We start from the raw sequence: 20629 nt of genomic DNA on the forward strand, positions 1-20629 counted from the left end.
GCGGACGCGTGCGACCTCACGGTCGCCTCAGCGATTGTGGCGCGCCATGAAAATCAGGCGCTCGAACAGGTGGACGTCCTGCTCGTTCTTCAGCAGGGCACCGTGCAGCGGCGGTATGGCGGCCTTCTGCTCCTTGCTGCGCAGCACCTCGGGCGGAATGTCCTCGGCCAGCAGGAGCTTGAGCCAGTCGAGCAGTTCCGAGGTCGATGGCTTCTTCTTCAGGCCGGGAATCTCGCGCAGCTCGAAGAAGACCTCAAGCGCCTCGCGCAGCAACGCCGGCTTGAGGCCGGGAAAATGGACATCGACGATCGACTTCATCGTCTCCCGGTCGGGAAAGCGGATGTAGTGGAAGAAGCAGCGGCGGAGAAAAGCGTCGGGCAGTTCCTTCTCGTTGTTCGAGGTGATGACGACGACCGGCCGCTGCCGGGCGCGAACGGTCTGCCGCGTCTCATAGACGAAGAACTCCATCCGGTCGAGTTCGCGCAGCAGGTCATTGGGAAACTCGATGTCCGCCTTGTCGATCTCGTCGATCAGTACGACCGATGCCGTCTCGCACTCGAAGGCCTGCCACAGCACGCCCTTGACGATGTAGCTGCCGATGTCGGCGACCCTCGCCTCGCCGAGCTGCGAGTCGCGCAGGCGCGACACCGCATCATACTCATAGAGGCCCTGCTGCGCCTTGGTGGTCGACTTGATGTGCCACTGGAAGAGCGGCAGGCCGAGCGCAGCCGCGACTTCCTCGGCGAGCATGGTCTTGCCGGTGCCCGGCTCACCCTTGATCAGCAGCGGCCGCTGCAGGGTGATGGCGGCATTCACCGCCAGGTTGAGGTCATGGGTCGTGACGTAACTGGTTGATCCGGAGAAGCGCATGGTGAAAATCCCTCGGCAAGTACCACCGATTGTACCCGCAATCACGCGGCACGTTCAGTGCCCACTGCGACCGCCGTGCGCCGCCGGGGTGCCGCTCAGGTGAAGGTGGCGCGTTGCACGTCCTCGCGATCGCCGTTCGCAACCATTGCCCGGATCCGAGGCGGATGCGCCGACTGCAACTCTGGATCATGAAGCTCCTGGCACCTCCATCGGGATGGTGGCCAGCCACTGCGGCGCTCCGGTCCCGTTGATCCGAAAGATACTGCCGCCCCCAGCCGGGGGCGTTGCCGGGGTGAAGGCATTCACCACGACTTGATGGGTGACCAGGATCACCGGCGGGCCATCGACGGGTAACCTGGCGAGGAAAGCCCGCAAGCCGTCGAGAATCGCTTGCCTGTCGTCCGGCCTCTCGAAAAACGAATTCAGTGCGGGCATGGGCTCTACGCGGCCAAGGTCGAGCAGGCGGGCCGTTTCGAGCGCGCGGCACCACTGGCTTGCGAAGACGCTCGCTTTCGCCACGCCGGCCGCACGCAGACGCTCTCCGAGCCGTCGCGCCTGAGCCCGGCCACTGGCATCGAGATTGCGCTGTGTGGAACAATCACCGATGACGAAATTCGGCGGGTCGCCGATCCCCGGCGCGTGGGCATGCCGGAGCATCAGCACCCGACCTGGCTTGGCCAGTTCGCCAAGCGGCAAGGACGGCTCATCGGCGCCCGCCGGCACGACGGAGGACATGAGCACAAGAGACAGAATGAACCGTTTGAACATCGTCGTGCTTCCTTCAGCAAACCAGTTCGATTGTCCGCAGATCGAGCTTGAACGGACCCCACTGTCGATCGGCGATCAGCAGACCGACCTGTCGTGCGCGTGAGGGGTCAGGCGGTGACAGATGGTCGAGGACGCGGCCGTGCCAGGTCGGGACAAAATCGGCTGCGGCCAGTCGCAGTATCGTCCATTCGCCGGCAGGTGGCTGCAATGACCCGTGCAAACCTGGAGCAGCGTCCGCCAGGAGTGGCCGAGGTGTTTGCATCTGGTCTGCTTCGCTCATCGCCGACGATGTGGTCTCGACTCCCATCCGACTCGACAGAAGCCCGGCACACTGGGCATGCAATCCATCGCCACGAGGGCTGCTAACGGCCATCCGACAAATCCGGGCTTTCCGAATCGTCGACGGGATAAGCGTCCGCCACGTAAGCCGGACCTTTCATCACCATGACGATGAACGCGGCAATCGCGACCGTCAGCACCACCGTCCCGTGCAGGACCAGAAGACTGATCGCCACAATGTCGACCGTCTGGATACGAGTGCTGGCCTCCACCGCATCCCCGGCGGCGAAGAAGATCCTCGCGGCGAGCGACGGCAGGGCCAGAAGCAGCGTGCCGAAGACCAGCGCGCGGGGCAACAGCCGCAGTACATCGCGCTCTCGCCCAGCCGGCGTCTGCACGAATCCCGGAAGTCTGTTGAAGGCGTTCATCGGATCCCTCTTGTTCGACGGCTGTTGAAAGATCACGCGGCTTCAGCGAACGCCCCTGCGATCAGGCGAAGGAAGGCCGCGGTAGTCAGCCGGAAGCGCAACGGCAGATACCAGGCCGGGAAGTGGCTGGCGGCGATCAGAAACGGCAGCAGCCCGCCGTAACCGAGCCAGGCAACACTGCGCGGAAGGGGAGCGGGCCGAGGTTGCTCCATGCCGCCTTACCTGACCAGTGGCCGAATGGTGGAGAAGCTGGCGTCCAGAGACCACACCTGGCCGGTCACCCGCGCTGCCTTGTCCGAGAGCAGCCAGACCATCAGTTCGGCCAGTTCGTCAGCGGAACCGATTCCCGGCAAGGGGTACTGCCGAGCCGCCGCGTCGCGACCCAGCGCGCTGCCCAGAATGGCGGTCGCGGCGGGTGTGTCCATGATGCCGGGGGCGATGGCGTTGATGCGGATGCCATTGCCCGCATAGGTCGCCGCCGCGCTGCGTACCAGACCTTCGACGCCGGCCTTCGTGGCCGCTACCGCCTCATGATTGGGAGTGCCGATGCGGGCAGCAGCGGACGAGACCGGCACCGCTGACCCGGGAGACCTGGCGTCGCGCAAGGCGCCGACGAAAGCCGCCAGCGTATGGAAGGCACTGATCAGGTTGGCGTTGAGGCAGGCAGCGAAGTCGTCCTCGGCCTGCCGATGCAACGCGCCCAGGCGAATGTTGCCGACGCAGTGCGCGAATGCCGTGGGCAGCATCCGATGTGCCTTGGCCACTTCGAGAATGTGGCGCGATCCGACCACGCTGGAGCAGTCAGCGACCACCTGAAGATGGTTGTCGCCGAAGGTGCCGGCCAGGCGCTCGCCATTCCGGCTGGTCACGATCAGTCGCCAGCCTGCCTCAACCAGCTTGGCCGCCACCGCTTGACCCACGCCGCCTGCCGCTCCCGTGACCAAGGCTATTTTTCCCATCACATCTCCGCGTCAGTCCTTTCTCTGCCCAGCAGGCTCCTGGTCTTGCCGAAGCTCCAGACGCGTCGATGCCCCAGGAAGTATCAGACACAATGTCGTGGACAACTCTGCCGCAAAACGTTCAATTGAATCGACGTCATTGCACAATCCAGGCAATGCCGTTCCGGTTGTCCATGACACAACTTCGGTGGCCATGAAGAGCATGAATACGACTCCGCATGTTGCACTGATCGGCGGCAGCATCGCTGGCCTGTCCTGTGCCACGCTACTGCAGCACGCTGGCATCTCCTGGTACGACGGGAACTCGCTGGGACGAAACTCAAATTCGGCCTGTCCAATGCCAAGCCCAGGGCTTGGTTGCGCCCCTTGGCGGAAGTGCAGGGAGCGCACCGTTTCGCCGAGCAGTCCCTCCGGGAGGCCAAGAGCGAATCGCCAATCGTGAGACGGCTGAGCTGATCTCTTGCCGCGGCTTGGTGGAGATCATGCGCCAAGGACGGCTGCCCACCAAGATCGTCACCGACGAAGAGCCCGCGGAATCCATCGTCAACAGGCATCGACGGCGGTGCCAAGCCATGGACTACGCCTATAGAAAGCCAGCCGCCATGCTCTCGGCATTAGAGCGAAAGGCAATCTGACAAAGTAGGACTACTTCGGCGCGGAGCCTTCTAGTTCAACGAAATATTTACACTATCTTTATATCTTTTTTTGGATTCTTTTACACCATCTTTATATATGTTTTTGGATACTGAATGGGTTCGGCCTTATGGATCCTTAGCGTGTCATCGTTGAAATATCAGACTGCAACTGTCAGGCATGGTCAAATTGACTTTATAACGACCCTGTCCGGAATCAGGGCATGAAAATCCTGATTCTCGGTGCAGGCCAGGTTGGGGCAAGCGTCGCGGAGGCGCTATCATCCGAAGCCAACGACATCACCATCATCGACCAAGATCGCGAAGCCTTGGTGAATCTGGCCGACCGCTTTGACGTTCGCACGCTCGCTGGGAATGCCGCCTATCCGTCCGTGCTGCGTGATGCCGGCATCGAAGATGCGGAAATGCTAGTGGCCGTCACTCAGTCAGATCAAACCAATCTGGTGGCCTGCAAGATTGCCCGCAATCTCTTTCATGTGCCGACGCGACTTGCCCGGCTCCGGTCTCCGGACTTTCTCAGTGATGAACTGCTGTCGGACAACAACTTTGCCGTCGATTACGCGATCTGCCCGGAACAGGACATCACCGACTACATCATCAAGCTGATCGAGTTTCCCGAGGCATTGCAGGTTCTGGAGGAAACATCGGCGCTCGAGTGGCGGCCACATTGGAAGGAAAGTACCAGGTCAAACTACTCGAAACAAATCCGGAGCGAGCCAGACAGGTTGCCGCGCGGCTTTCAAACGCCATCGTTTTGCGTGGCGAGGCGACCGACGAAGCGCTTTTGACCCACGAAAGCATCGACGAGATCGACATGTATCTGGCGTTGACCAATGATGATGAAGACAACATCATGGCGGCATCCCTCGCCAAGCGGTTGGGATGCAAGCGGGTATTGGCGCTGATCAACCGCCGAGCTTACGCAGAAATGGTGCAGGGTGGCCCCATCGACATCGGCATTTCACCCGCGCAGATTTCCATCGGATCCTTGCTGACCCATGTCCGGCGCGGGGATGTGGCAAAAGTCCATAGTCTGCGCCGCGGCGCGGCGGAGGCGCTAGAACTGGTCGCGAATGGCGATCGGGACACGTCCAAGGTGGTTGGGAGGCGTATCGAAGAATTGCCCAAGATCGCGGGGGTGCATATCGGCGCGATCGTTCGCCGTGTCAAGGAGGCTGATGTCACTCAGCATGAAGGCTTCCTTGTCGACGAGGTGCGCAACCAGGTCATCATTCCGCATCACGATACCGTGATTGAAGCGAACGACCATGTGATCGTTTTCTGCATGCGCAAGCGGCAGGTAACGGAAGTCGAGAAGTTGTTCCAAGTCTCGGCAGGGTTTCTCTGATGACATCGCGCATCTGGCCCGTCCTGCACGTACTTGGCGGCATGCTGATGTTCTTCAGCCTGACCTACCTGATGCCGATCGTCGCTGGGGTCGTCTACAACGACGGCACGGGAATCGATTTTGTGCTGGCCATGGCGATTGCCTTTGCTTTTGGAGCAATCCTGCATGTTCTTGGTCGCAGCAAGAAGCGGGAACTCAAACCAAGGGACGGATTTATCCTGGTGACGCTGGCCTGGATCCTGATGGCGTGCATCGCAACCGTGCCCCTGATGTTCGTGATCGATGACCTGTCCTTCACTGATGCGTTCTTCGAGACAATGTCTGGCCTGACGACGACTGGGGCAACAGTATTAACAGGGCTTGAGAAACTACCGCCGGCCATCAACATCTGGCGGCATGAACTGAACTGGCTCGGCGGTATGGGCATCATTGTGCTGGCGGTTGCCATCCTGCCGTTGCTGGGCGTCGGTGGCATGCAGCTCTACAAGGCCGAAGCGACGGGCATCAACAAAGATTCCAAGCTGACGGCACGGATTGCCGATACCGCCAAGGTGTTGTGGCTGGTCTATCTCTTCATCACACTCGCATGCATTGCCGCTCTAAAGTTGGTTGGCATGAGTTGGCTGGATGCTGTTTGTCATGCTTTTGCCGCTATGTCGTTGGGAGGATTCTCGACTTACGATGCGAGCGTCGGACAGTTCGATTCGCCGATGATCGAAGCGGTGTTGATCGTCTTCATGACCATCGCGGCGATCAACTTTGCTTCCCACTTTCTGGCGTGGCATAAGCGTTCTCTGGCGGTGTATTGGCACGATACGGAAGCAAAGGCGGTCGTCGCCGTCTTGGCCAGTTCGACCTTGGTGTGCGCGATCTATATTTCCGTTTCTGGGGTCTATCCCGACTTCATGACCAGTCTGCGCCATGTCGCCTTCAACCTCGTCTCGATTGCCACTGACTGTGGCTTTGCCAGCCAGGATTACGACAAGTGGCCGATCTTCGTGCCATTGTGGATGCTGTTTCTCTCCTGCATTACCGTGAGCTCTGGGTCCACCGGCGGCGGTATCAAGATGATCCGTACCCTGATTCTGGCGCAACAGGGACTGCTGGAGTTGAAGCGGCTGGTTCACCCGCGCATCGTCGCCCCCTTGCGCATCGGCGACAAGGCGATTCCTGCTCCCATTGCCGGTGCCGTGCTGGGGTTCATCTTTCTTTACATCCTCGCTGCCGGCGAGCTGACCTTTTTTCTTGTGGCCTCGGGCCTCGATTTTACCTCATCAATTACCGCCATCATTGCCTGCATCAACAATGCTGGCCCAGGCCTGAATCAATGCTCTCAACCTAGCACCCAATACGCATAAATCGATAGGCCGACTGAGAAGCCGCTTGCGTGCTAGGCGAGCACAGGGCAAAGTAGGTATCCCCTTGATATGGATGTAGAATTTTATATGCCGTGATCTTTATGTCAACGTCGTTGACTCGTTCTCCAAATATCTTGTTTCTCAAGCATTTTTCCTTCACGCGCGGCTTTCGGAGAAAGCCTTTTCGCGGACCGGCGTTCTCAGTTTTGCCCGTCTGATGGCCTGCCTGCTCGGCGGATACACGTCGAAAGTGCAGTCTGAACTGGACGCGTTCTTCGCCAATCTGGCGAACCGCGCCGAGCTGCTGCGAAAAGTCTCCGCGCAGGCCTTTGCCCAAGCCCGGAAGCAGGTGTCGGCCACCGCTTTCGGACTGCTCAACGATCAGTTCCTCACTCTGGTCGATGAGCAGTTCGGCTTTCCATTGTGGAACGGGCTGCGCGTGGTGGCCGGCGATGCGACCGTCCTGCGCTTGACCCTGTTCGGCAAGACCCGCGACGGCAAGTCGTTCGCTCGCCATGTGGTCGATGCCATCGGCTTCGCGCTTTACCTGCCAGGGATCGAAATGACCCTCGCCGCCAAGCTGTATTCTCCCGACGTCGGCGAGCGTCAGATGCTCTTCGAGCACCTCGACAAACTGCGCGACAACGACATCCTGGTGCTTGATCGCGGTTACCCAGCCTACTGGCTCTTCGCCGCCTTGACGCAGCGAGGACGCCACTTCTGCATGCGTGCCGACAGCCTCAATTTCGGCGCCGTCCGAACCTTCCGCCGATCCGGGCTCGTCGAGCAGATCGTGACCCTGCCCGCCCCTGGCAAACAGGATGCCCTCGACTACGAAATTGCCGCAACGCCCTGCAAAGTCCGCCTCATTCGCCAAGTGTTCGGCCAGAAGGTCCGTGTCCTCGTGACCTCGCTCCTGGACCGCGACGCCTACCCCGCTCACCAATTCGGAGCACTGTATCACTCCCGATGGAGAATCGAGGAGGCATTCCGCCGGATCAAGCACCGCCTGGCCCTGGAGCACTTGTCAGGCATGTCCTGGCTGGCGGCACAACAAGACTTCGGCGCAAAAGTCCTCTGCGACAACCTCAATGCCTTGGCCGTCCATGCCGCCAGCGAAGCCCTCGATCCCAACACCCGCGCTCGCTACTTCATCAACCGCGGCGACACCTTCTCTCGCATCAAGCGCACCCTCGGCCGCTGGCTTCTCCAAGGCCTCGATGCTCTCGACAACGTCGCCTCCGTCTTCAACCAACTCATCAAGAATCTCGTCCAGATCAAGCCAAACCGATCATACCCAAGAGACTTCACCAACAAACCACACTTATCACACGCCTACAAGGGATCGGTATGACCATGTTCTGATAGGTTGAGAGCATTGAGGCCTGAATGTCGTGGGCCCCGCCCAGAACTACCAGTCGCTCAATGACTTCCAGACGTGGGTCTGCACGGCGGCAATGTTGATCGGCCGCCTGGAAGTCCTGACGGTCTTCGTACTCTTCACCCCAACTTTCTGGCGGTCCTGAGGTTATTTCCACGCATGGTCATACCGTGCAGGCTGGGCGGATCAAGGTGTCCCACTTGGGTAGGATCTGGTTTATTCAGGCAAGCGGACGGTCTTGTGCGAGGAACCAAGACGTGCGACCTTGTTTCTTGCGAGTGCTGACGCGCACGCTCAGATCCGATCCGCCGTTTCCTTGCAGAAGCCCGGTTGGACAGTCCATTGCCGCTGCTGTGTCACCAGCATTGCCTGGTAGGCGGCGATGGCGACCAACTGCGCATCGTCGTACTTGGCGATCATCCGGACCATGTCCGGGTGGCTGTTGCGGCGCCTGCCATCACGGATATCGACCATCTGCTGCAGCAGGTAGCGGTAGTGCTGGCCGGCGAGCACCGGGTAGAACTTCTCCGCGGCGCCGTCCCCGTTCGGCTGGTGGCACTGGACGCATTCCCGGTTGTACAGCACCTTTCCGGCAGCGATCAGCTTCGCCGCGTTGGGGCCCTCGTACTTCCCTGAATCACGTGGCACACAAAGCGTGGCGAGATAGGCGGCGACGTTCGCCAGTGCCTGCGCGTCGCGCAGCTTCATCGCAAAGGGATACATCGTCGGGTTGGAACGTAGGCCCGAGCGAATGTCGGCAAGTTGCTTGATGACCACGGTCGGATGCTGTCCGGCGAGTTGCGGAATGCTGCCGTGCGGATTGCCGCGACCATTCGGCAAGTGGCAGGCTTCGCAATACGCCTTGTAGTCTTCCTGCCCTGCCTGGACATCGCCCTTGAGTCGGAGGGCCTCGGCCATCTCGGCATTCTTTTCGTTCCACTTGTCATTCCGGCTCCCGCCCACGGCGGCGCCTCTTTCGTCGGGGGGTGCTGCCGGAGACAGGGTGGCAACCAGCGACAGTGTGGCGACAACGATCAGTCCCTTGCACATGCCCGTCTCCTCCTGGCGTTGTTGGAAGGTGCAGTCCACAGCGACTTCGCGGGCCAGTATCGTTCGTTGCCGCAGCTTGGTCAAGCGGGCGACGGTCGTGGCGCCATCAGTCGGCAGCAAAGGCCGTGCCGGCGTCGGGCGAAGAACAGGTCGCTGGCTGCGCAGTTCGGCGCCGCGGGCAACGGCTTCCCGCTGCGGCAGCGACGGCGTTCAACCAAGCTCGCGCGCGACCGTCGCCACCGAAGCGGCGTCGGGCAGGCGCGCGAGCTGTGCCAGCATGTGGTCCTTGACCAGCGCCAGCAGTTCGTCGACGCGCACCGGGGACATGCCGATCCCGTTGGCCACCGCCGCCACGGCGGACAGTTCGTCGGCGCTCAGGGCGCCGTCGGCATAGGCGACCATGAGGCAGAAGGCAACGACGAGGTCGCGCTGTGCCGGCTCGGCGAAGGTCTGGCTGAACTCGCCAACGCCGACCGCCTGCAGGCTGGCAAAATCCGGCCATGCCGCCCCTTCACCGGCGCCCTCGTAGAATGAACGAATCAGCGCTACCTCCTCGGCGGTCTGTGCACCATCGACGTGCGCGATGTGCAGCAGCAGACGGGTCGCGGCGATAGTCTGGTCGGTGTCGAGGGATACGTCTGCGAGCAGTGGGAACATGAGGACTCCTTCAGGGTAGGATCTGACGCCGCAGGTCGGCGAGGCGCTCCTGCACCTCGACTGCCGACAGCGAGCGGAAACGCTGCGGCAGCAGCGAGCGACGCGAGGTTTCGGCAACCGCCAGCATCTCCATGTAGCACACCATGGCCGTTTCCTGCGGTGGCATGAAGTCGTCGCTGGCCTGCGCCAGCAGCGCCGGCGTCACCGCAGCGTTGCTGCCGGCAGCGGCCGCTGCTGCGCCGCCGGCGAGGCGCGCTTCGCGTTCGCCAAACTCGGCGGCAAGCAGTGCGAGCGCTTCGAGATCGGCGTTCGAGTAACCGGCGAGGGACTCGCAGGCCGCCAGCAGCGTGTCCTCGGGGACCGCGAGCGGCACCCGGTAGCGCGCACAGACGGCGCTGATGACGGCGGCACGCTCGGCAGCGTCTTCGGCGTAAAAAAACGGGATCTTGCGATCGAGGCGACCCGGGCGCTTGATGTCGGTGTCGAGCTTGTCCGGCCGGTTGGTCATCAGGATGAACAGCACCTGGCCGCGGTTCTCCGGATCGGACATGAACTCCTTGAGGCGGGCGATGACACGCGAACTGGTGCCACCGTCGGCATCGTCACCCTGACGTCCGAAGCTGCGGTCGCCTTCGTCGATCACCAGCGCAATCGGACCCATCGCCTTGACCGTCGCCAGTACCCGCTCGAGATTGGCTTCAGTGGAGCCGACCCATTTCGAGCGAAAATTCTTCAGCGCGATGCCGGACAGTCCGGCCTCCTTGAGAAAGGCCTTGATGACGAAGGTCTTTCCGGCACCCATCGGCCCCACCGCCAGCAGTCCCATCGGCGCCCGCGTGCGGTCGCCGCTCTGGATAAGGCGCGCGATGTCGCGCAGTTCACCCTTGATGTGGGCATTGCCGCCGACGGTTTCGAGCCCGTGCCGCGGCTCGATGAACTCGATCAGGCCGGCGCATTCCTTTTCGATCAGTTCGCGCTTGCGCTGGCGGACGACCGCCAGCACCTCGCCCGCCGGGTCGTCGCCCGCCGGCAATTTGCGTGTCGGGTCGACGATCTGGCGAATCTCGGCCGGCGTCATGCCGGCAGTGATCGCCGCCAGCTTCTCGGCGCGCTCGGCAGCCTGTGGACTGCCCTGCAACAGCTCGGCAATGAGCGTCCGCCGCTGCGCATGATTCATCCCCTGCGGTGCCTCGCCGGCAACGATGCTGGCGAGCTGGATCAGGCGCAGGCCGGCGGTCTGCCCCGCCAGTTCATCGGCCTCGCCCGGCGGCATGGCCGGCGCGTAATGGCGGATCGCCGCCAACCGGCTGGCATGGTCGGGCATCGGCAGCTCGATGGCGACGACCCGCGGATTGGTGAGCAGTGCCGGGCTGAGGTCGGCGAGCGATTCACTGACCAGAATGACGACGTTGTCCCGGTCGGCCAACTCCGCGTCCAGAGACCAGCGGTGCAGCGCGGCGAACGCACCGCGCTCGTCGAGCGAGAGAAAATGCAGTTCGGCGGCCGGGAAGATCGTCCCGGCGTAGGGGATCAGCAGGGCGCTCGATCGCTGCTCACGCATCTGCCGTTCCAGCGACTCGAAGATGCCGCTCAGCCCCTTGCCTTCGAGATGCCGGTAGAGCTCGGCGCGCTCGCCGGCGCTGCCCCCCTGAATGACCCGCACACCCCGGTCGATGCTGAGCTCGAAGATGTTCTGCTTGTTGTCCCGCAGCAGCACCTCGCTGAGGAAGGGCTGCAACGTGCGATAGCCGTCACCCGCCCGGTAACGGTCGAAGACGTTGCGGTAGAGGACGAACACCGCCGCCTCGCCAGCGAGGTACTTCTGGCGCAGCGTTTCTGCCCACACCGGCAGCGGCGGCCGGCCCTCGCCGCCGCCGCTCACCGGCGCACTCCGGCTGCGGCGACCATCACATGCTCTTGCCGGCTGCTTCGCCCTGCGCCGCCCGCGCCCGCTTCATCTCCTCGAGCTGCTGCCGGGCGGTGATCGCGCCGCTGCTCTGGCGCAGCCGTGCCAGCTTGACGTCGAGGTCGGAGTCGCGCAGCTCGCTGCCCATCTTGGCCTCGGCGACGGTATTCCTGATGTGCTCGCGGACATTGTCGAGCGCGCGCACTTCGGCATCGACCGACAGCCCTTCGAGCTGGTTCTGGATCTTCAGGCGTGCCTGCGCGCTCTGCATCTGCGCCAGCATGCGGTCCTTCTCGTCCTTCAGTTTCTGGATCTCGGACTTGACACCGAGCAGCGAATCCTTCGCTTCCTGCGCGTCGTTGCGCGCCTGTTCCATCTCCTGCTCGAGCGTCTTGACGCTGGCTTCGAGCGCGTTCTTCTTCTGGATGAGAACGATGCCGAGTTCGTCCTGGCCAGTGGCAAGGGCGGCGCTGAGGTCGGCAGAGATGGCGGCCAGCTCGCCGCGTTCGTTCTCCAGCCGTGTCGAGATCTCCTCGCGCCGGCGCATGATCGCCGCCGTCGCGCTCTTCAGCTTGCCATACTTCTCGATCATCGAGTCGATGGCGTTCTGGTAGGCGATCTCGGGATGCCGCTTCTCGACATCGGTGATCCACAGCGAGACGAAGCCCGACCAGAGGTTCGACAGTCGTCCGAGAAAATTGATGTCAGCCATCGCCTTCTTCCTTTCTGCGGCCGCATTGGCGGCAAAAAAATGGTTTGACGGGTGTTGCTCCGCCCCTCGTGCCCGTTCGTCGGCCAAGCCGGCCCTAGGCGCCGCGCCGCCCGCCGCTGACAGCCACCAGCCGCCGCTGCCGCGCGGCATCGGCTGCCGGTTGTGGCATCGCCACACCGGGCAGCGCTTCGGCGAGGTCGCCCGCCAGGTCGGCCTCGATGTCTTCCTGCAGGCGCAGCCGGCCAATCGCCTCCTCGAGCCGCACGCCGACCTCTTCGGTCACCGGCAGGGTCATGATGGTCTGGTAGATTTCGTCGACCTGATCGGGCATCGACAGCATCGCCGCTTCCAGTGCCCGCCGGCGGCTCTGCATCCGGTTGTGACGTTCGATCACCGCCGCGTAGTCGGCACGCGCCTTGTGCAGCTGGCGCAGGTCGGTGCCGCTGCGCGGCGCAGCCAGTTCCCGATCGACCGCCGCCAGCTTGGCCTCGACCTCGCGCGGGTTCACCGACTCGGCGCGGTCGTCCATCACCAGCAGGGCGAGCCACATCGCCAGGTACTCGAGGGTGACGTCGTCGAGTTGTTCGACATCGCGCCAGGCGAGGCGTCCCTGCCCGCTCTCGGCACGCTGGTAGAGCGACTGCACGCGTTCGTACATGCGCTGGTAGGTACGCAGGGCGGCGGCCGGCAGCGCACGCTTGCCGGCGCGCTTCTGGATCTCGTCGATCAGCTGCGTGCGCGACGCCTGCCGCAGTTTCGCCCGCCAGCGCCGGTCAACGCCGTCGCGAAAGGTCGGCAGCGAGGGAATGTGCAGCGCCGCGAGGATATCCCCGGCGGCGAAGGCGATCAGCGGGATGGCGCCAACGCCGAAACCGAAGGGAATCGAGAGAACGGCACCGAGCGCCAACGAACCGAGGAAGGCGTAGAGGTTGGTCTGACTGGTCAGGACCTCGCGGACGTAGGACGGCTTGCCCTCGGCCATCGCTAGATGGTCACCCTGAGCTGGCCCTTGCCCGGGCTCGCCTGGTGCAATTGGTCGAGAATGCGCTCCTCGAGCGCGAGCGTCTCGCGCGCCCGCTGCCAGGATGCCGACCGTGGGCGCGGCTCGCTGATCTGGAAATCGTCGGCGACCCGCGCCGGCTGCGTCGACAGCACGATCACGCGGTCCCCCAGCACCAGCGCCTCGGTGACATCGTGCGTGACGAAGACCACCAGACAGGGCCAGGAGCGGTGCAGCTCGATCAGCAACCGCTGCATCTCGTCGCGCGTCTGCGCGTCGAGGGCGCCGAAGGGCTCGTCCATCAACAGAATGCGCGGACGCAGGACGAGTGCCCGCGCCAGCGCGACGCGCTGGTTCTGGCCCCCGGAGAGCTGCGCCGGACGCAGGCCGCGCTTGTCAGACAGGCCGACCGCCTTGAGGATGTCCTCGACCCGCTGCCGCCACTCCGCTTCGCCAACGCGCTCGCGCCAGAGCCTGAGCCGGAAGGGAAAGGCGACATTGTCGAACACCGTCAGGTCCGGACGATTCGCATAGCGCTGGAAAACCATCACCGCGTCGTCGTGCGGACCCGAGCACTCGACACCGTCGATCAGCACGCGACCGGCGCTCGGCGAGACCACACCCAGCGGACGCACGCCGCCGAGCATGTGCAGCAGGGTGCTCTTGCCGCAGCCGGACGGACCCAGCAGCATGTTTATTCCCGGCTGGTCGAAGCGAAGCGAAACGCGGTCGATGATGCGCGTCACGCCCCCCCCCGGCGCCGGATACTCCTGGACGATATCGTCGAGGACGACCGACAGCGGCTTCGCGGCCGACTCTGCAGCCGCAGCCTCTGGCTGTTCGGCGCTCACTGCTCGGTCTCCCAGGGGTACAACCGGCGCTTCAACCAGACCATGAACTGGTAAGTCGCCAGAGCCAGGGCAATGATCACGATGATGCCGGCGAACACCTGATCCCAGGCACTGAAGCGCCGCGCATTCTGGATCAGTTGCCCGAGTCCCTGGCGTGCATTGACGTACTCGGCGACCGTGATGTAAGTCCACATGACCGAGAAACCGACGATGACCGCATCGGCGATGCGCGGCATGGCCATCGGGATGACGGCGCGCTGCACGCACTCCCACGGCGTCGCACCGAGGTCGCGGGCGCCGATCCAGTAGCTCTGCGGCACCGCCTGGATGGCATCACGCACCATCGGAATCAGGTACACGACGGCGCCGATGAACAGGAATGCGATCTTCATCGTCTCGCCGATTCCCAGCCACATCACGAGGATCGGCAGCAGCGCCACCACCGGCGCCGAACGGAAGGGGTCGACGAGTGGCGAGAGGAGCGCATTGACCCTCGGTGCAGCGCCCATGGCGATGCCAACGGGGATGCCGATGGCGATCACCAACGCGCCGGCGACGAGCAGGCGACCGACCGACCACAGCGTCGCCGTTAGCAGCATGCTCTGCCCTTCATGCCAGCCGAGGTAGGCCAGTGCCGCGAGCACGTCCCACGGCGCCGGCAGTTTCGTCGCACTGACCAGGCCAGAGACGGCAAGCAGGCTCCACAGCAGCAGCAGCGCGGCAACCGCGCCCACCCCCAGCAGGCGTCGCTGCGGCGCGGCGAGCGCCGCGTAAGGGTTCCAGAAGTCGCTCATCAGCCGGCAATCACCGGACAGCCGGTCAGCGGCCGCCGTAAACGGCCACCCGCGTCGTCCGGTTCAAGGCGCGACAATCGTCGATGCCCAGGCCTTCGGCGGCGGCGTTGGCCTCGACGCAAAGCGGCCGGTCGGGGCCGTTGCCGACGATCTTGAAGCGCTCGCGCGGAAACTCCCACTGCGTCACCAGGTAGTCGACGACGGCGCGCGCGCGCGCTGCCGAAAGGCGCAGATTCGTCTCACGGGCGCCGGTCGAGTCCGAATTGCCGCTCACCTCGAAATACGCCTTGCCGTTGTTCTCGATGAACGGCACCATCTCGCTGTCGACCGTCTTCTGCGCGCGCTTCGTCAGTTCCGCACTGCCCGAGGCAAAGCCGACGGTCACCGGCTTGGTGACCATCGCCTGCTTCTGCGTCGCCTCGCTCAGCGCCGACTGGGTGAAGGTCTCCTGGGGCTTTGCAGCCGCCTCCGCCGCCGCCCTGTTCTCGGCCAGCAGCGCCTTGATGAAGCGATAATCGAAGCTGTCCTGCGGTGCGATCACCGGCGACTTGGGATTCGCCAGCGCCCCTGCCTTGCGGTAGATCTCGTCGAATCGCTTGTAGACCCGCTCATAGTGGTTGGTACCGCCGGCGAGCCCGAGGATCCGGGCGTTGTCCTCGACACCGGTCCATACCAGGTTGGCGAACAGGCTCCTGACGAAGGGCTTGCCTTCCTTGTCGGCGAGCAGCTTGAAGAACTCCTGCGTCCGCACCAGCGCGTCGACCGCATTGTCCGGACTGGCACGCGCCGCCAGCACCCCGTCCATCCAGCCGGCGACGAATTTCTGCACCACCGCCTGCCCTTCCGGCTTCGCCAGCAGGCGCGAGTCGCAGACCATCACGTCGAAGATCAGGTTGGTCGCCGTCTTCGTCGAATAGACGACGTGCGCGCCCTTGACGTTGCGCAGTGCGAGCGCGAGATCGGGATCCCAGAGTACCGCCGCGTCGACCGCAGCGGATTCGAGCGCGGCGCGAACGCCGGCGGTTCCTTCCTCGGCGTTGATGAACACCATCTTGACGCTGTCCTTGCGGCGCGCGGTCAGCGACGAGTTGTCGATGGCGTCGATCAGCATGCCGTGCGAGGGAGTGAACTGCAGCAGCGCGACGCTCCGCCCGGCCAGGTCCTCGACCGCCTTCACCGCCGGATCCCGGGCAATGACCGCATCGCCGCCCTGTGTGTTGTCGACGATCATCACCGCCCGACCGTCGAGGCCGGCGTTGCGCAGGTTCGGCTGCTCCTGCGCCCAGAAATCCGAGGTCCGCCAGGCACATTGCGCCGCCCCGGATTCGAAGATGGTGGCCAGGGTCGGGATGTCGTCCTGGATGACGAAGCGCACATGTACCCCGAGCTTGCCGTAGATCGACCCCGGCTGCGTCGTCAGCGCGTTGCCGTTGGCGACCAGCGCCGGAGCGTAACCGTGGAAGCTGACCAGGCTGACCTTGAGCGGGTTGGCGGCACTGCCGAGCGGTGCGTTGCGGTCCTCGGCCGGCACTGCCGCCTTCGCCGGCGCCTCGGCGCGGGGTTTCGGCGTCGCCTCTGGTGCGGTGCCGACGACGACGGGCTTGCCGGTGGCAGTCTCGCCACCGCCGGCGAAGCGCTCCTTGAGGCCGAAGTTCCAGGCCAGCGAACCGGCAACGCCGATGACGATCACCGTGATCAGCCCTTTGGCAAGCGGGGTCAGTTGTGCCATCTGTCTTCTCCTTGACCGACTCTCAGTGGCCGGCGGCCGGCGGTCTGAAACTGTTGGGGATCTCGCGCAGACGTTCGATCTCGCCGTCGATGCGCCGCGTCTCCCGCGCCACCGACTCGCGGGCCGCGCGCAGGCCGGCTTCGACGCTGGTGGTTTCCTGCGCGGCGCGCGTCACCTCGCGCTCACGCAGCTGCTCGAGTTCGGAGATCTGCTGCCGGATCGCTGCCGTCGCCTCGTCGAGGGTCAGCCTGATCTGCTCGACGATCGCGGCCGACTGCCGCTCGCGACTCTCCATCTGCGCCGCCAGCCTGCTCTTGTGCTCCTCGAGCGCGGCGATCTTCAGCTCGGCATCGCGCAGGCAGTCGTCGATCTGCCAGTTGTCATCGGCAGCGTCCATCGCCAGCACGGCTGCCTTGCGCGTCACCGCATCCATGGCGCGCAGGCCGTCGAGCAGGCGCAGCAGCTTTTCGGCCGGATACGGCGACGGCGGGATGGCAGCACCGGCGAAGATGTCGGCAAAGGACTCGCTCTCGACGTCCGCGCAGGCTTCGGCCAGCGACGGCAGCTCACCGGCTGCCGGCAAGGGCGCCGCAGTGAGCTCCGCCGGGCGCTGTGCGACCGGTTCCATGGGAGCCACGGCGGGCGCTGCGGGAGGCGCGGGCACCGCCGGACGCTCATCGTCGGAGAGCTCGACAAGCTTTGCCTTCGCCAAGAGATTCAGGATACCCTTCATTCCGACTCCCGCTGTGAGCACCCGGCGACAGACCGGGTGGAGTCGAGGATTATACGAAGCAGGCAAGGCAATGCAAGGATTTGCACCACGATGACTGCACCCACCGGTGATCCGACGACCGCCCGACCCGTGCCGGAATCCCGGCAGCCGCTGCGTTCGCTGCTCGGCGTCTTGCTGCTGATCGCCATCGCCTGGCAGTTGCCGCATGGCCGGACGCTCCTCTACCCAGTGTCACTGCTCGCCACCTGCGCCCACGAACTCGGCCATGGATTGACGGCACTGCTCCTCGGCGCCCACTTCGAGAGCTTCGCCCTGCATGCGGACGGTTCGGGAGTGGCTCTCTGGCGGGGCACACCCGGGCGGCTCGACAGCGCACTGGTCGCTGCTGGCGGCCTGCTCGCCCCGAGCATCGCCGGCAGCCTGCTGCTCATGCTCAGCCGCTGGCCGCGCCTGGCGCGCGCGCTGCTCGCGCTGATCGGCGGCAGCCTGCTGCTGGTCGTCGCGCTGTGGGCGCACAACCTTTTCGGCATCACCTTTCTCCTGTGCGCAGCGCTGTCGTTCCTTCTCGCCGCGCTCTGGCTGAGCGAGCGCGGCGCCACGTTCGTCCTGCGCCTGACCGCCGCCATCCTCTGCCTGAGCTGGCTGCAGGACGTCGACTACATGTTCTCCGCCAGCGCCAGCATCGACGGCCTGCCGCATGCTTCCGATACGGCGATCATGGCACAGGCGCTGTGGCTGCCCTATTGGTTCTGGGGTGGCGTCATCGCGACCCTGTCGTTCGCCATCCTTGCCCTCGGCCTGTGGTTTGCCGTGCGACCGTCGCGCCTTTGATGTGAAAGTCGCGTCAGCGACTCGCCAATCGCCCCTCTCCCGCGTGCGGGAGAACGCCCATCTCCCGCACGCGGGAGATGGGTCGGGGATGAGGGGAACGGTCATGACTTTCATCACCAGGTGTGCCTCGGCAGTCATGACCGTTGGCGGACGGTGGTCGCACGGGGCGACGAAAAAGCCCCCGCCGGAAGGGGCCGGTCGGGGGCGAAGGCTGCGGACAACGAATCGCCGTCCGCCGAGGGAAGGATCGGGAAGCCGCTTACTGGATCTGCTGGATGCCCGCGAGAGTCCAGCCGCCACGCCCTTCGCGTGGCTTGACCATGTGCCAGATCTCGTCGAAGGGCTCGGCAGCGGCGTTTGCCTGCTCACGAATCAGGCCATTGAAGCGCACGCTGACGATGTAACGCGCCGCTTCCTCGGCCACGTCGAGAACAGTCGCTTCGATGCTGACGACGTCGGTCTCCTGCGTCGCCGAAGCGCGCTCCTTGAAGGCCATGCTGATCTCGGCAAACATCTCCGGCGTGGTGAATTCGCGGATGTCGTCGAGGTTGCCGGCGTCGTTCGCCGCCTGCAGACGAATGAAGTTCACTTTCGCATTGCGCTCGAAGGCAGCGGTATCGAAGTCCGAGGGGATGGTCCCGGAATGGGCCGCAGCAGCGACGGGGGCAGCGAACGGAGCAGCAGGAGCAGTGCTCGACGCGGGCAGCGCCACTTCGTCGAAGCTGCGCCGACTGCCGATGTGGTCGGCTCCGGCACCTGCGTACCGCAAGTCGCCCGGCCCGGCCTGCGCTGCGGCACGACGCCGCATGATCAGACCAACGACGACCATCACCGCCATCACCAAGAGGCCGATGAGCAGCATCGACGCGAGTTCCTCGCCGAAACCGAAGTGCGAGGCGAGGGCTGCCAGGCCGAGGCCGGCTGCGAGACCGGCCAGCGGTCCCATCCACGAGCGCTTTGGCGCTGCCGGCGGCGCCGCCGCCGGTGCTCTGGCCGGCGCCGGTGCCATCGCCGGTGACGCCGGGCGATCGGCGGTCACCGATTCGCGCTGCATGCCGGAAGACTTGCCGCTGCCGAGGCGCTTGGCTTCGGCGTCACCAACCGCCAGAGTCAGGCCGAACGCCAGGACAGCGGTCAGCAGGGAAAGGGTTTTCATTGGTGTCTCCTGTTGTCAATGGGGAACGAGAAAGAAAGATAGGGGCTCATCAGCCAATAAAAAAGCAGAATTATTTGTACAAATACATCCAGAAAAACGATGCATTGCCCGGCTCAGCCAAGGATTCTTGGCAGGCGCGACCGCCGCCGCTGGCGAATGGCGGCGGCAGCCCCCTCGCCGCTGCCTGCGGCGCCGGCATCGCTGGCAGTACGGAAGACCTCGTCCCGCGCGGTCTGGCTGATGGCAACGGTGGCCGGATGGCTCAGGCGACGCTCGCTGGTGATCGCGAACAGCTGCTCGCTGACGGCCTCGATACGGCCGACGCGGAGGACGTGATACTGGTCGACGACGTCGTCGGCAATCGCCGTCGGCGCCACGAACAGGCCGGCCCCGGCACGCCCGAATGCCTGCAACAGGGCATTGTCGTCAAACTCGCCAACGACCCGCGGCTGCAGCCGCTTTGCCTGCAACCACTGCTCGAGCCGCGGCCGGATGGCGATGTCGTCGCCCGGCATCAGGAAGGGCGCGCCTTCGAGCAACGCGGGAAAGTCGCTGGACAGGGTGTGGACCAGTCCGGCGGCGCCAAAGACCGTCAGGTCACTCTCGCCGAGCAGATGGCTGTAACCGCGCACGTTCAGATTGCCGGGCAACGGCCGGTCGGCGATCACCATGTCCAGGCGATGCACGGCGAGGTCGCCGAGGAGCGTCGTCAGGCGACCTTCACGACAGACCAGCCGGACTGCTTCGGGCAGCTGCAGCGCCGGCGCGACGACGCGATGGGCAACCGTTTTGGCAACCGAATCGGCAATGCCGACGACGAAAGGCAGGCTCTTGCGGCTGGTCTGGTCGCGCGCCACGGCAAGCAGTTCGTCGCCGAGTGCGAAGATCTCCTCGGCATAACTGAGAATGCGCCGGCCGACATCGGTCAGCTCGAGGCCGCGCCCAGCGCGGCGAAACAGCTCCACATCGAGAGCTTCCTCGAGTTCCCGCAGCTGACCGCTGATCGCCTGCGGTGTCAGGTGCAGTTGCTCGCAGGCGCGCGCGATCGTTCCGGACTTGGCAACCATCCAGAAGTAACGCAGGTGCTTGAAATTGAGGTTTGCCATCGCCGGAAAAACTCCAGAAAAACGGAAGTATCGCCCAAGTATATTCGATTTTTCATACGA

21 protein-coding genes and 1 pseudogene are annotated in these 20629 nt (G+C 64.2%); 5 read left to right on the top strand and 17 right to left on the bottom strand.

Annotated elements, in window-relative coordinates; all coding sequences use genetic code 11:
- Window positions 1-27 precede the first annotated feature (27 nt).
- The 6 genes from V5B60_RS00905 to V5B60_RS00925 form a co-directional block, all read right to left on the bottom strand.
- On the bottom strand, window positions 28-870 hold the full coding sequence (locus tag V5B60_RS00905; RefSeq protein WP_332345178.1) for an AAA family ATPase: 843 nt from the start codon (window positions 868-870) through the stop codon (window positions 28-30).
- 186 nt (window positions 871-1056) lie between these two features.
- Entirely contained in the window at window positions 1057-1638 is a 582-nt protein-coding gene (locus V5B60_RS00910) for a histidine phosphatase family protein (protein WP_332345179.1), read from the bottom strand.
- Window positions 1639-1651: 13 nt separating this feature from the next.
- The gene (locus V5B60_RS22125) at window positions 1652-2011 is read right to left on the bottom strand and encodes a CIA30 family protein (protein ID WP_434735298.1); all 360 of its coding nucleotides are present in this window, start codon (window positions 2009-2011) and stop codon (window positions 1652-1654) included.
- The gene (locus V5B60_RS00915) at window positions 2001-2345 is read right to left on the bottom strand and encodes a hypothetical protein (protein WP_332345180.1); all 345 of its coding nucleotides are present in this window, start codon (window positions 2343-2345) and stop codon (window positions 2001-2003) included. Before V5B60_RS00915 ends, V5B60_RS22125 begins: the two co-directional genes overlap by 11 nt.
- A gap of 32 nt (window positions 2346-2377) precedes the next feature.
- Window positions 2378-2557 carry a hypothetical protein gene (locus V5B60_RS00920; protein ID WP_332345181.1) on the bottom strand — a complete coding sequence of 60 codons (180 nt, stop codon included), beginning with the start codon at window positions 2555-2557 and terminating at the stop codon, window positions 2378-2380.
- 6 nt (window positions 2558-2563) lie between these two features.
- Window positions 2564-3304 (bottom strand): SDR family NAD(P)-dependent oxidoreductase, encoded by a 741-nt coding sequence (locus V5B60_RS00925; RefSeq protein ID WP_332345182.1) that lies wholly within the window; start codon window positions 3302-3304, stop codon window positions 2564-2566.
- An 856-nt stretch (window positions 3305-4160) separates the two neighbouring features.
- Here V5B60_RS00925 and trkA point away from each other — a divergent pair.
- The 4 genes and pseudogenes from trkA to V5B60_RS00945 all read left to right on the top strand — a co-directional run bounded on the left by trkA (window position 4161) and on the right by V5B60_RS00945 (window position 8189).
- Window positions 4161-5305 (top strand): annotated as a pseudogene (trkA, locus tag V5B60_RS00930) (Trk system potassium transporter TrkA).
- On the top strand, window positions 5305-6663 hold the full coding sequence (locus tag V5B60_RS00935; RefSeq protein ID WP_332345183.1) for a TrkH family potassium uptake protein: 1359 nt from the start codon (window positions 5305-5307) through the stop codon (window positions 6661-6663). Before trkA ends, V5B60_RS00935 begins: the two are co-directional and overlap by 1 nt.
- A gap of 85 nt (window positions 6664-6748) precedes the next feature.
- On the top strand, window positions 6749-8017 hold the full coding sequence (locus tag V5B60_RS00940; protein WP_332350368.1) for an IS4 family transposase: 1269 nt from the start codon (window positions 6749-6751) through the stop codon (window positions 8015-8017).
- Window positions 8018-8057: 40 nt separating this feature from the next.
- Window positions 8058-8189, top strand: a complete 132-nt coding sequence (locus tag V5B60_RS00945; RefSeq protein ID WP_434735388.1) for a hypothetical protein — start codon at window positions 8058-8060, stop codon at window positions 8187-8189.
- Window positions 8190-8338: 149 nt separating this feature from the next.
- Here the strand turns inward: V5B60_RS00945 and V5B60_RS00950 are convergent, their stop codons facing one another.
- The 9 genes from V5B60_RS00950 to V5B60_RS00990 form a co-directional block, all read right to left on the bottom strand.
- On the bottom strand, window positions 8339-9094 hold the full coding sequence (locus V5B60_RS00950) for a c-type cytochrome (RefSeq protein WP_332345184.1): 756 nt from the start codon (window positions 9092-9094) through the stop codon (window positions 8339-8341).
- 210 nt (window positions 9095-9304) lie between these two features.
- The gene (locus tag V5B60_RS00955; RefSeq protein WP_332345185.1) at window positions 9305-9751 is read right to left on the bottom strand and encodes a TerB family tellurite resistance protein; all 447 of its coding nucleotides are present in this window, start codon (window positions 9749-9751) and stop codon (window positions 9305-9307) included.
- Between the two features lie 10 nt (window positions 9752-9761).
- Complete coding sequence (locus V5B60_RS00960; RefSeq protein WP_332345186.1) at window positions 9762-11633, bottom strand: ATP-binding protein; 1872 nt, start codon at window positions 11631-11633, stop codon at window positions 9762-9764.
- A 25-nt stretch (window positions 11634-11658) separates the two neighbouring features.
- Window positions 11659-12369, bottom strand: a complete 711-nt coding sequence (locus V5B60_RS00965; RefSeq protein WP_332345187.1) for a PspA/IM30 family protein — start codon at window positions 12367-12369, stop codon at window positions 11659-11661.
- 94 nt (window positions 12370-12463) lie between these two features.
- A complete protein-coding gene (locus V5B60_RS00970; protein ID WP_332345188.1) occupies window positions 12464-13351 on the bottom strand; it encodes a hypothetical protein in 888 nt (295 codons plus the stop codon).
- 2 nt (window positions 13352-13353) lie between these two features.
- Window positions 13354-14220 carry an ABC transporter ATP-binding protein gene (locus V5B60_RS00975; protein ID WP_332345189.1) on the bottom strand — a complete coding sequence of 289 codons (867 nt, stop codon included), beginning with the start codon at window positions 14218-14220 and terminating at the stop codon, window positions 13354-13356.
- Window positions 14217-15014 carry an ABC transporter permease gene (locus V5B60_RS00980; RefSeq protein ID WP_332345190.1) on the bottom strand — a complete coding sequence of 266 codons (798 nt, stop codon included), beginning with the start codon at window positions 15012-15014 and terminating at the stop codon, window positions 14217-14219. Before V5B60_RS00980 ends, V5B60_RS00975 begins: the two co-directional genes overlap by 4 nt.
- Window positions 15015-15039: 25 nt before the next feature.
- Entirely contained in the window at window positions 15040-16743 is a 1704-nt protein-coding gene (locus V5B60_RS00985; RefSeq protein ID WP_332345191.1) for a phosphate ABC transporter substrate-binding/OmpA family protein, read from the bottom strand.
- Between the two features lie 22 nt (window positions 16744-16765).
- Window positions 16766-17476: a methyl-accepting chemotaxis protein gene (locus tag V5B60_RS00990; protein ID WP_332345192.1), complete on the bottom strand. Its 711-nt coding sequence runs from the start codon at window positions 17474-17476 to the stop codon at window positions 16766-16768.
- A 90-nt stretch (window positions 17477-17566) separates the two neighbouring features.
- On the opposite strand from V5B60_RS00990, the gene V5B60_RS00995 reads away from it, so the two are divergent.
- Complete coding sequence (locus V5B60_RS00995) at window positions 17567-18307, top strand: M50 family metallopeptidase (protein WP_332345193.1); 741 nt, start codon at window positions 17567-17569, stop codon at window positions 18305-18307.
- Window positions 18308-18566: 259 nt separating this feature from the next.
- Here V5B60_RS00995 and V5B60_RS01000 read toward each other — a convergent pair whose 3' ends face one another.
- Both V5B60_RS01000 and nhaR read right to left on the bottom strand, forming a co-directional pair.
- Window positions 18567-19463, bottom strand: a complete 897-nt coding sequence (locus V5B60_RS01000; RefSeq protein WP_332345194.1) for a Tim44 domain-containing protein — start codon at window positions 19461-19463, stop codon at window positions 18567-18569.
- Between the two features lie 113 nt (window positions 19464-19576).
- Window positions 19577-20569, bottom strand: a complete 993-nt coding sequence (gene nhaR, locus V5B60_RS01005; protein WP_332345195.1) for a transcriptional activator NhaR — start codon at window positions 20567-20569, stop codon at window positions 19577-19579.
- Between the last annotated feature and the right edge of the window lie 60 nt (window positions 20570-20629).

The sequence above is a fragment of the Accumulibacter sp. genome (assembly GCF_036625195.1).
Classification (GTDB): domain Bacteria; phylum Pseudomonadota; class Gammaproteobacteria; order Burkholderiales; family Rhodocyclaceae; genus Accumulibacter.

Excerpts from the sequence above, each read along its gene's own strand:
- V5B60_RS00905 (WP_332345178.1), bottom strand. The coding sequence starts at position 870 with ATGCGCTTCTCCGGATCAACCAGTTACGTCACGACCCATGACCTCAAC.
- V5B60_RS00910 (WP_332345179.1), bottom strand. The coding sequence starts at position 1,638 with ATGTTCAAACGGTTCATTCTGTCTCTTGTGCTCATGTCCTCCGTCGTG.
- V5B60_RS22125 (WP_434735298.1), bottom strand. The coding sequence starts at position 2,011 with ATGGCCGTTAGCAGCCCTCGTGGCGATGGATTGCATGCCCAGTGTGCC.
- V5B60_RS00915 (WP_332345180.1), bottom strand. The coding sequence starts at position 2,345 with ATGAACGCCTTCAACAGACTTCCGGGATTCGTGCAGACGCCGGCTGGG.
- V5B60_RS00920 (WP_332345181.1), bottom strand. The coding sequence starts at position 2,557 with ATGGAGCAACCTCGGCCCGCTCCCCTTCCGCGCAGTGTTGCCTGGCTC.
- V5B60_RS00925 (WP_332345182.1), bottom strand. The coding sequence starts at position 3,304 with ATGGGAAAAATAGCCTTGGTCACGGGAGCGGCAGGCGGCGTGGGTCAA.
- V5B60_RS00935 (WP_332345183.1), top strand. The coding sequence starts at position 5,305 with ATGACATCGCGCATCTGGCCCGTCCTGCACGTACTTGGCGGCATGCTG.
- V5B60_RS00950 (WP_332345184.1), bottom strand. The coding sequence starts at position 9,094 with ATGTGCAAGGGACTGATCGTTGTCGCCACACTGTCGCTGGTTGCCACC.
- V5B60_RS00955 (WP_332345185.1), bottom strand. The coding sequence starts at position 9,751 with ATGTTCCCACTGCTCGCAGACGTATCCCTCGACACCGACCAGACTATC.
- V5B60_RS00965 (WP_332345187.1), bottom strand. The coding sequence starts at position 12,369 with ATGGCTGACATCAATTTTCTCGGACGACTGTCGAACCTCTGGTCGGGC.
- V5B60_RS00970 (WP_332345188.1), bottom strand. The coding sequence starts at position 13,351 with ATGGCCGAGGGCAAGCCGTCCTACGTCCGCGAGGTCCTGACCAGTCAG.
- V5B60_RS00980 (WP_332345190.1), bottom strand. The coding sequence starts at position 15,014 with ATGAGCGACTTCTGGAACCCTTACGCGGCGCTCGCCGCGCCGCAGCGA.
- V5B60_RS00985 (WP_332345191.1), bottom strand. The coding sequence starts at position 16,743 with ATGGCACAACTGACCCCGCTTGCCAAAGGGCTGATCACGGTGATCGTC.
- V5B60_RS00990 (WP_332345192.1), bottom strand. The coding sequence starts at position 17,476 with ATGAAGGGTATCCTGAATCTCTTGGCGAAGGCAAAGCTTGTCGAGCTC.
- V5B60_RS00995 (WP_332345193.1), top strand. The coding sequence starts at position 17,567 with ATGACTGCACCCACCGGTGATCCGACGACCGCCCGACCCGTGCCGGAA.
- V5B60_RS01000 (WP_332345194.1), bottom strand. The coding sequence starts at position 19,463 with ATGAAAACCCTTTCCCTGCTGACCGCTGTCCTGGCGTTCGGCCTGACT.
- nhaR (WP_332345195.1), bottom strand. The coding sequence starts at position 20,569 with ATGGCAAACCTCAATTTCAAGCACCTGCGTTACTTCTGGATGGTTGCC.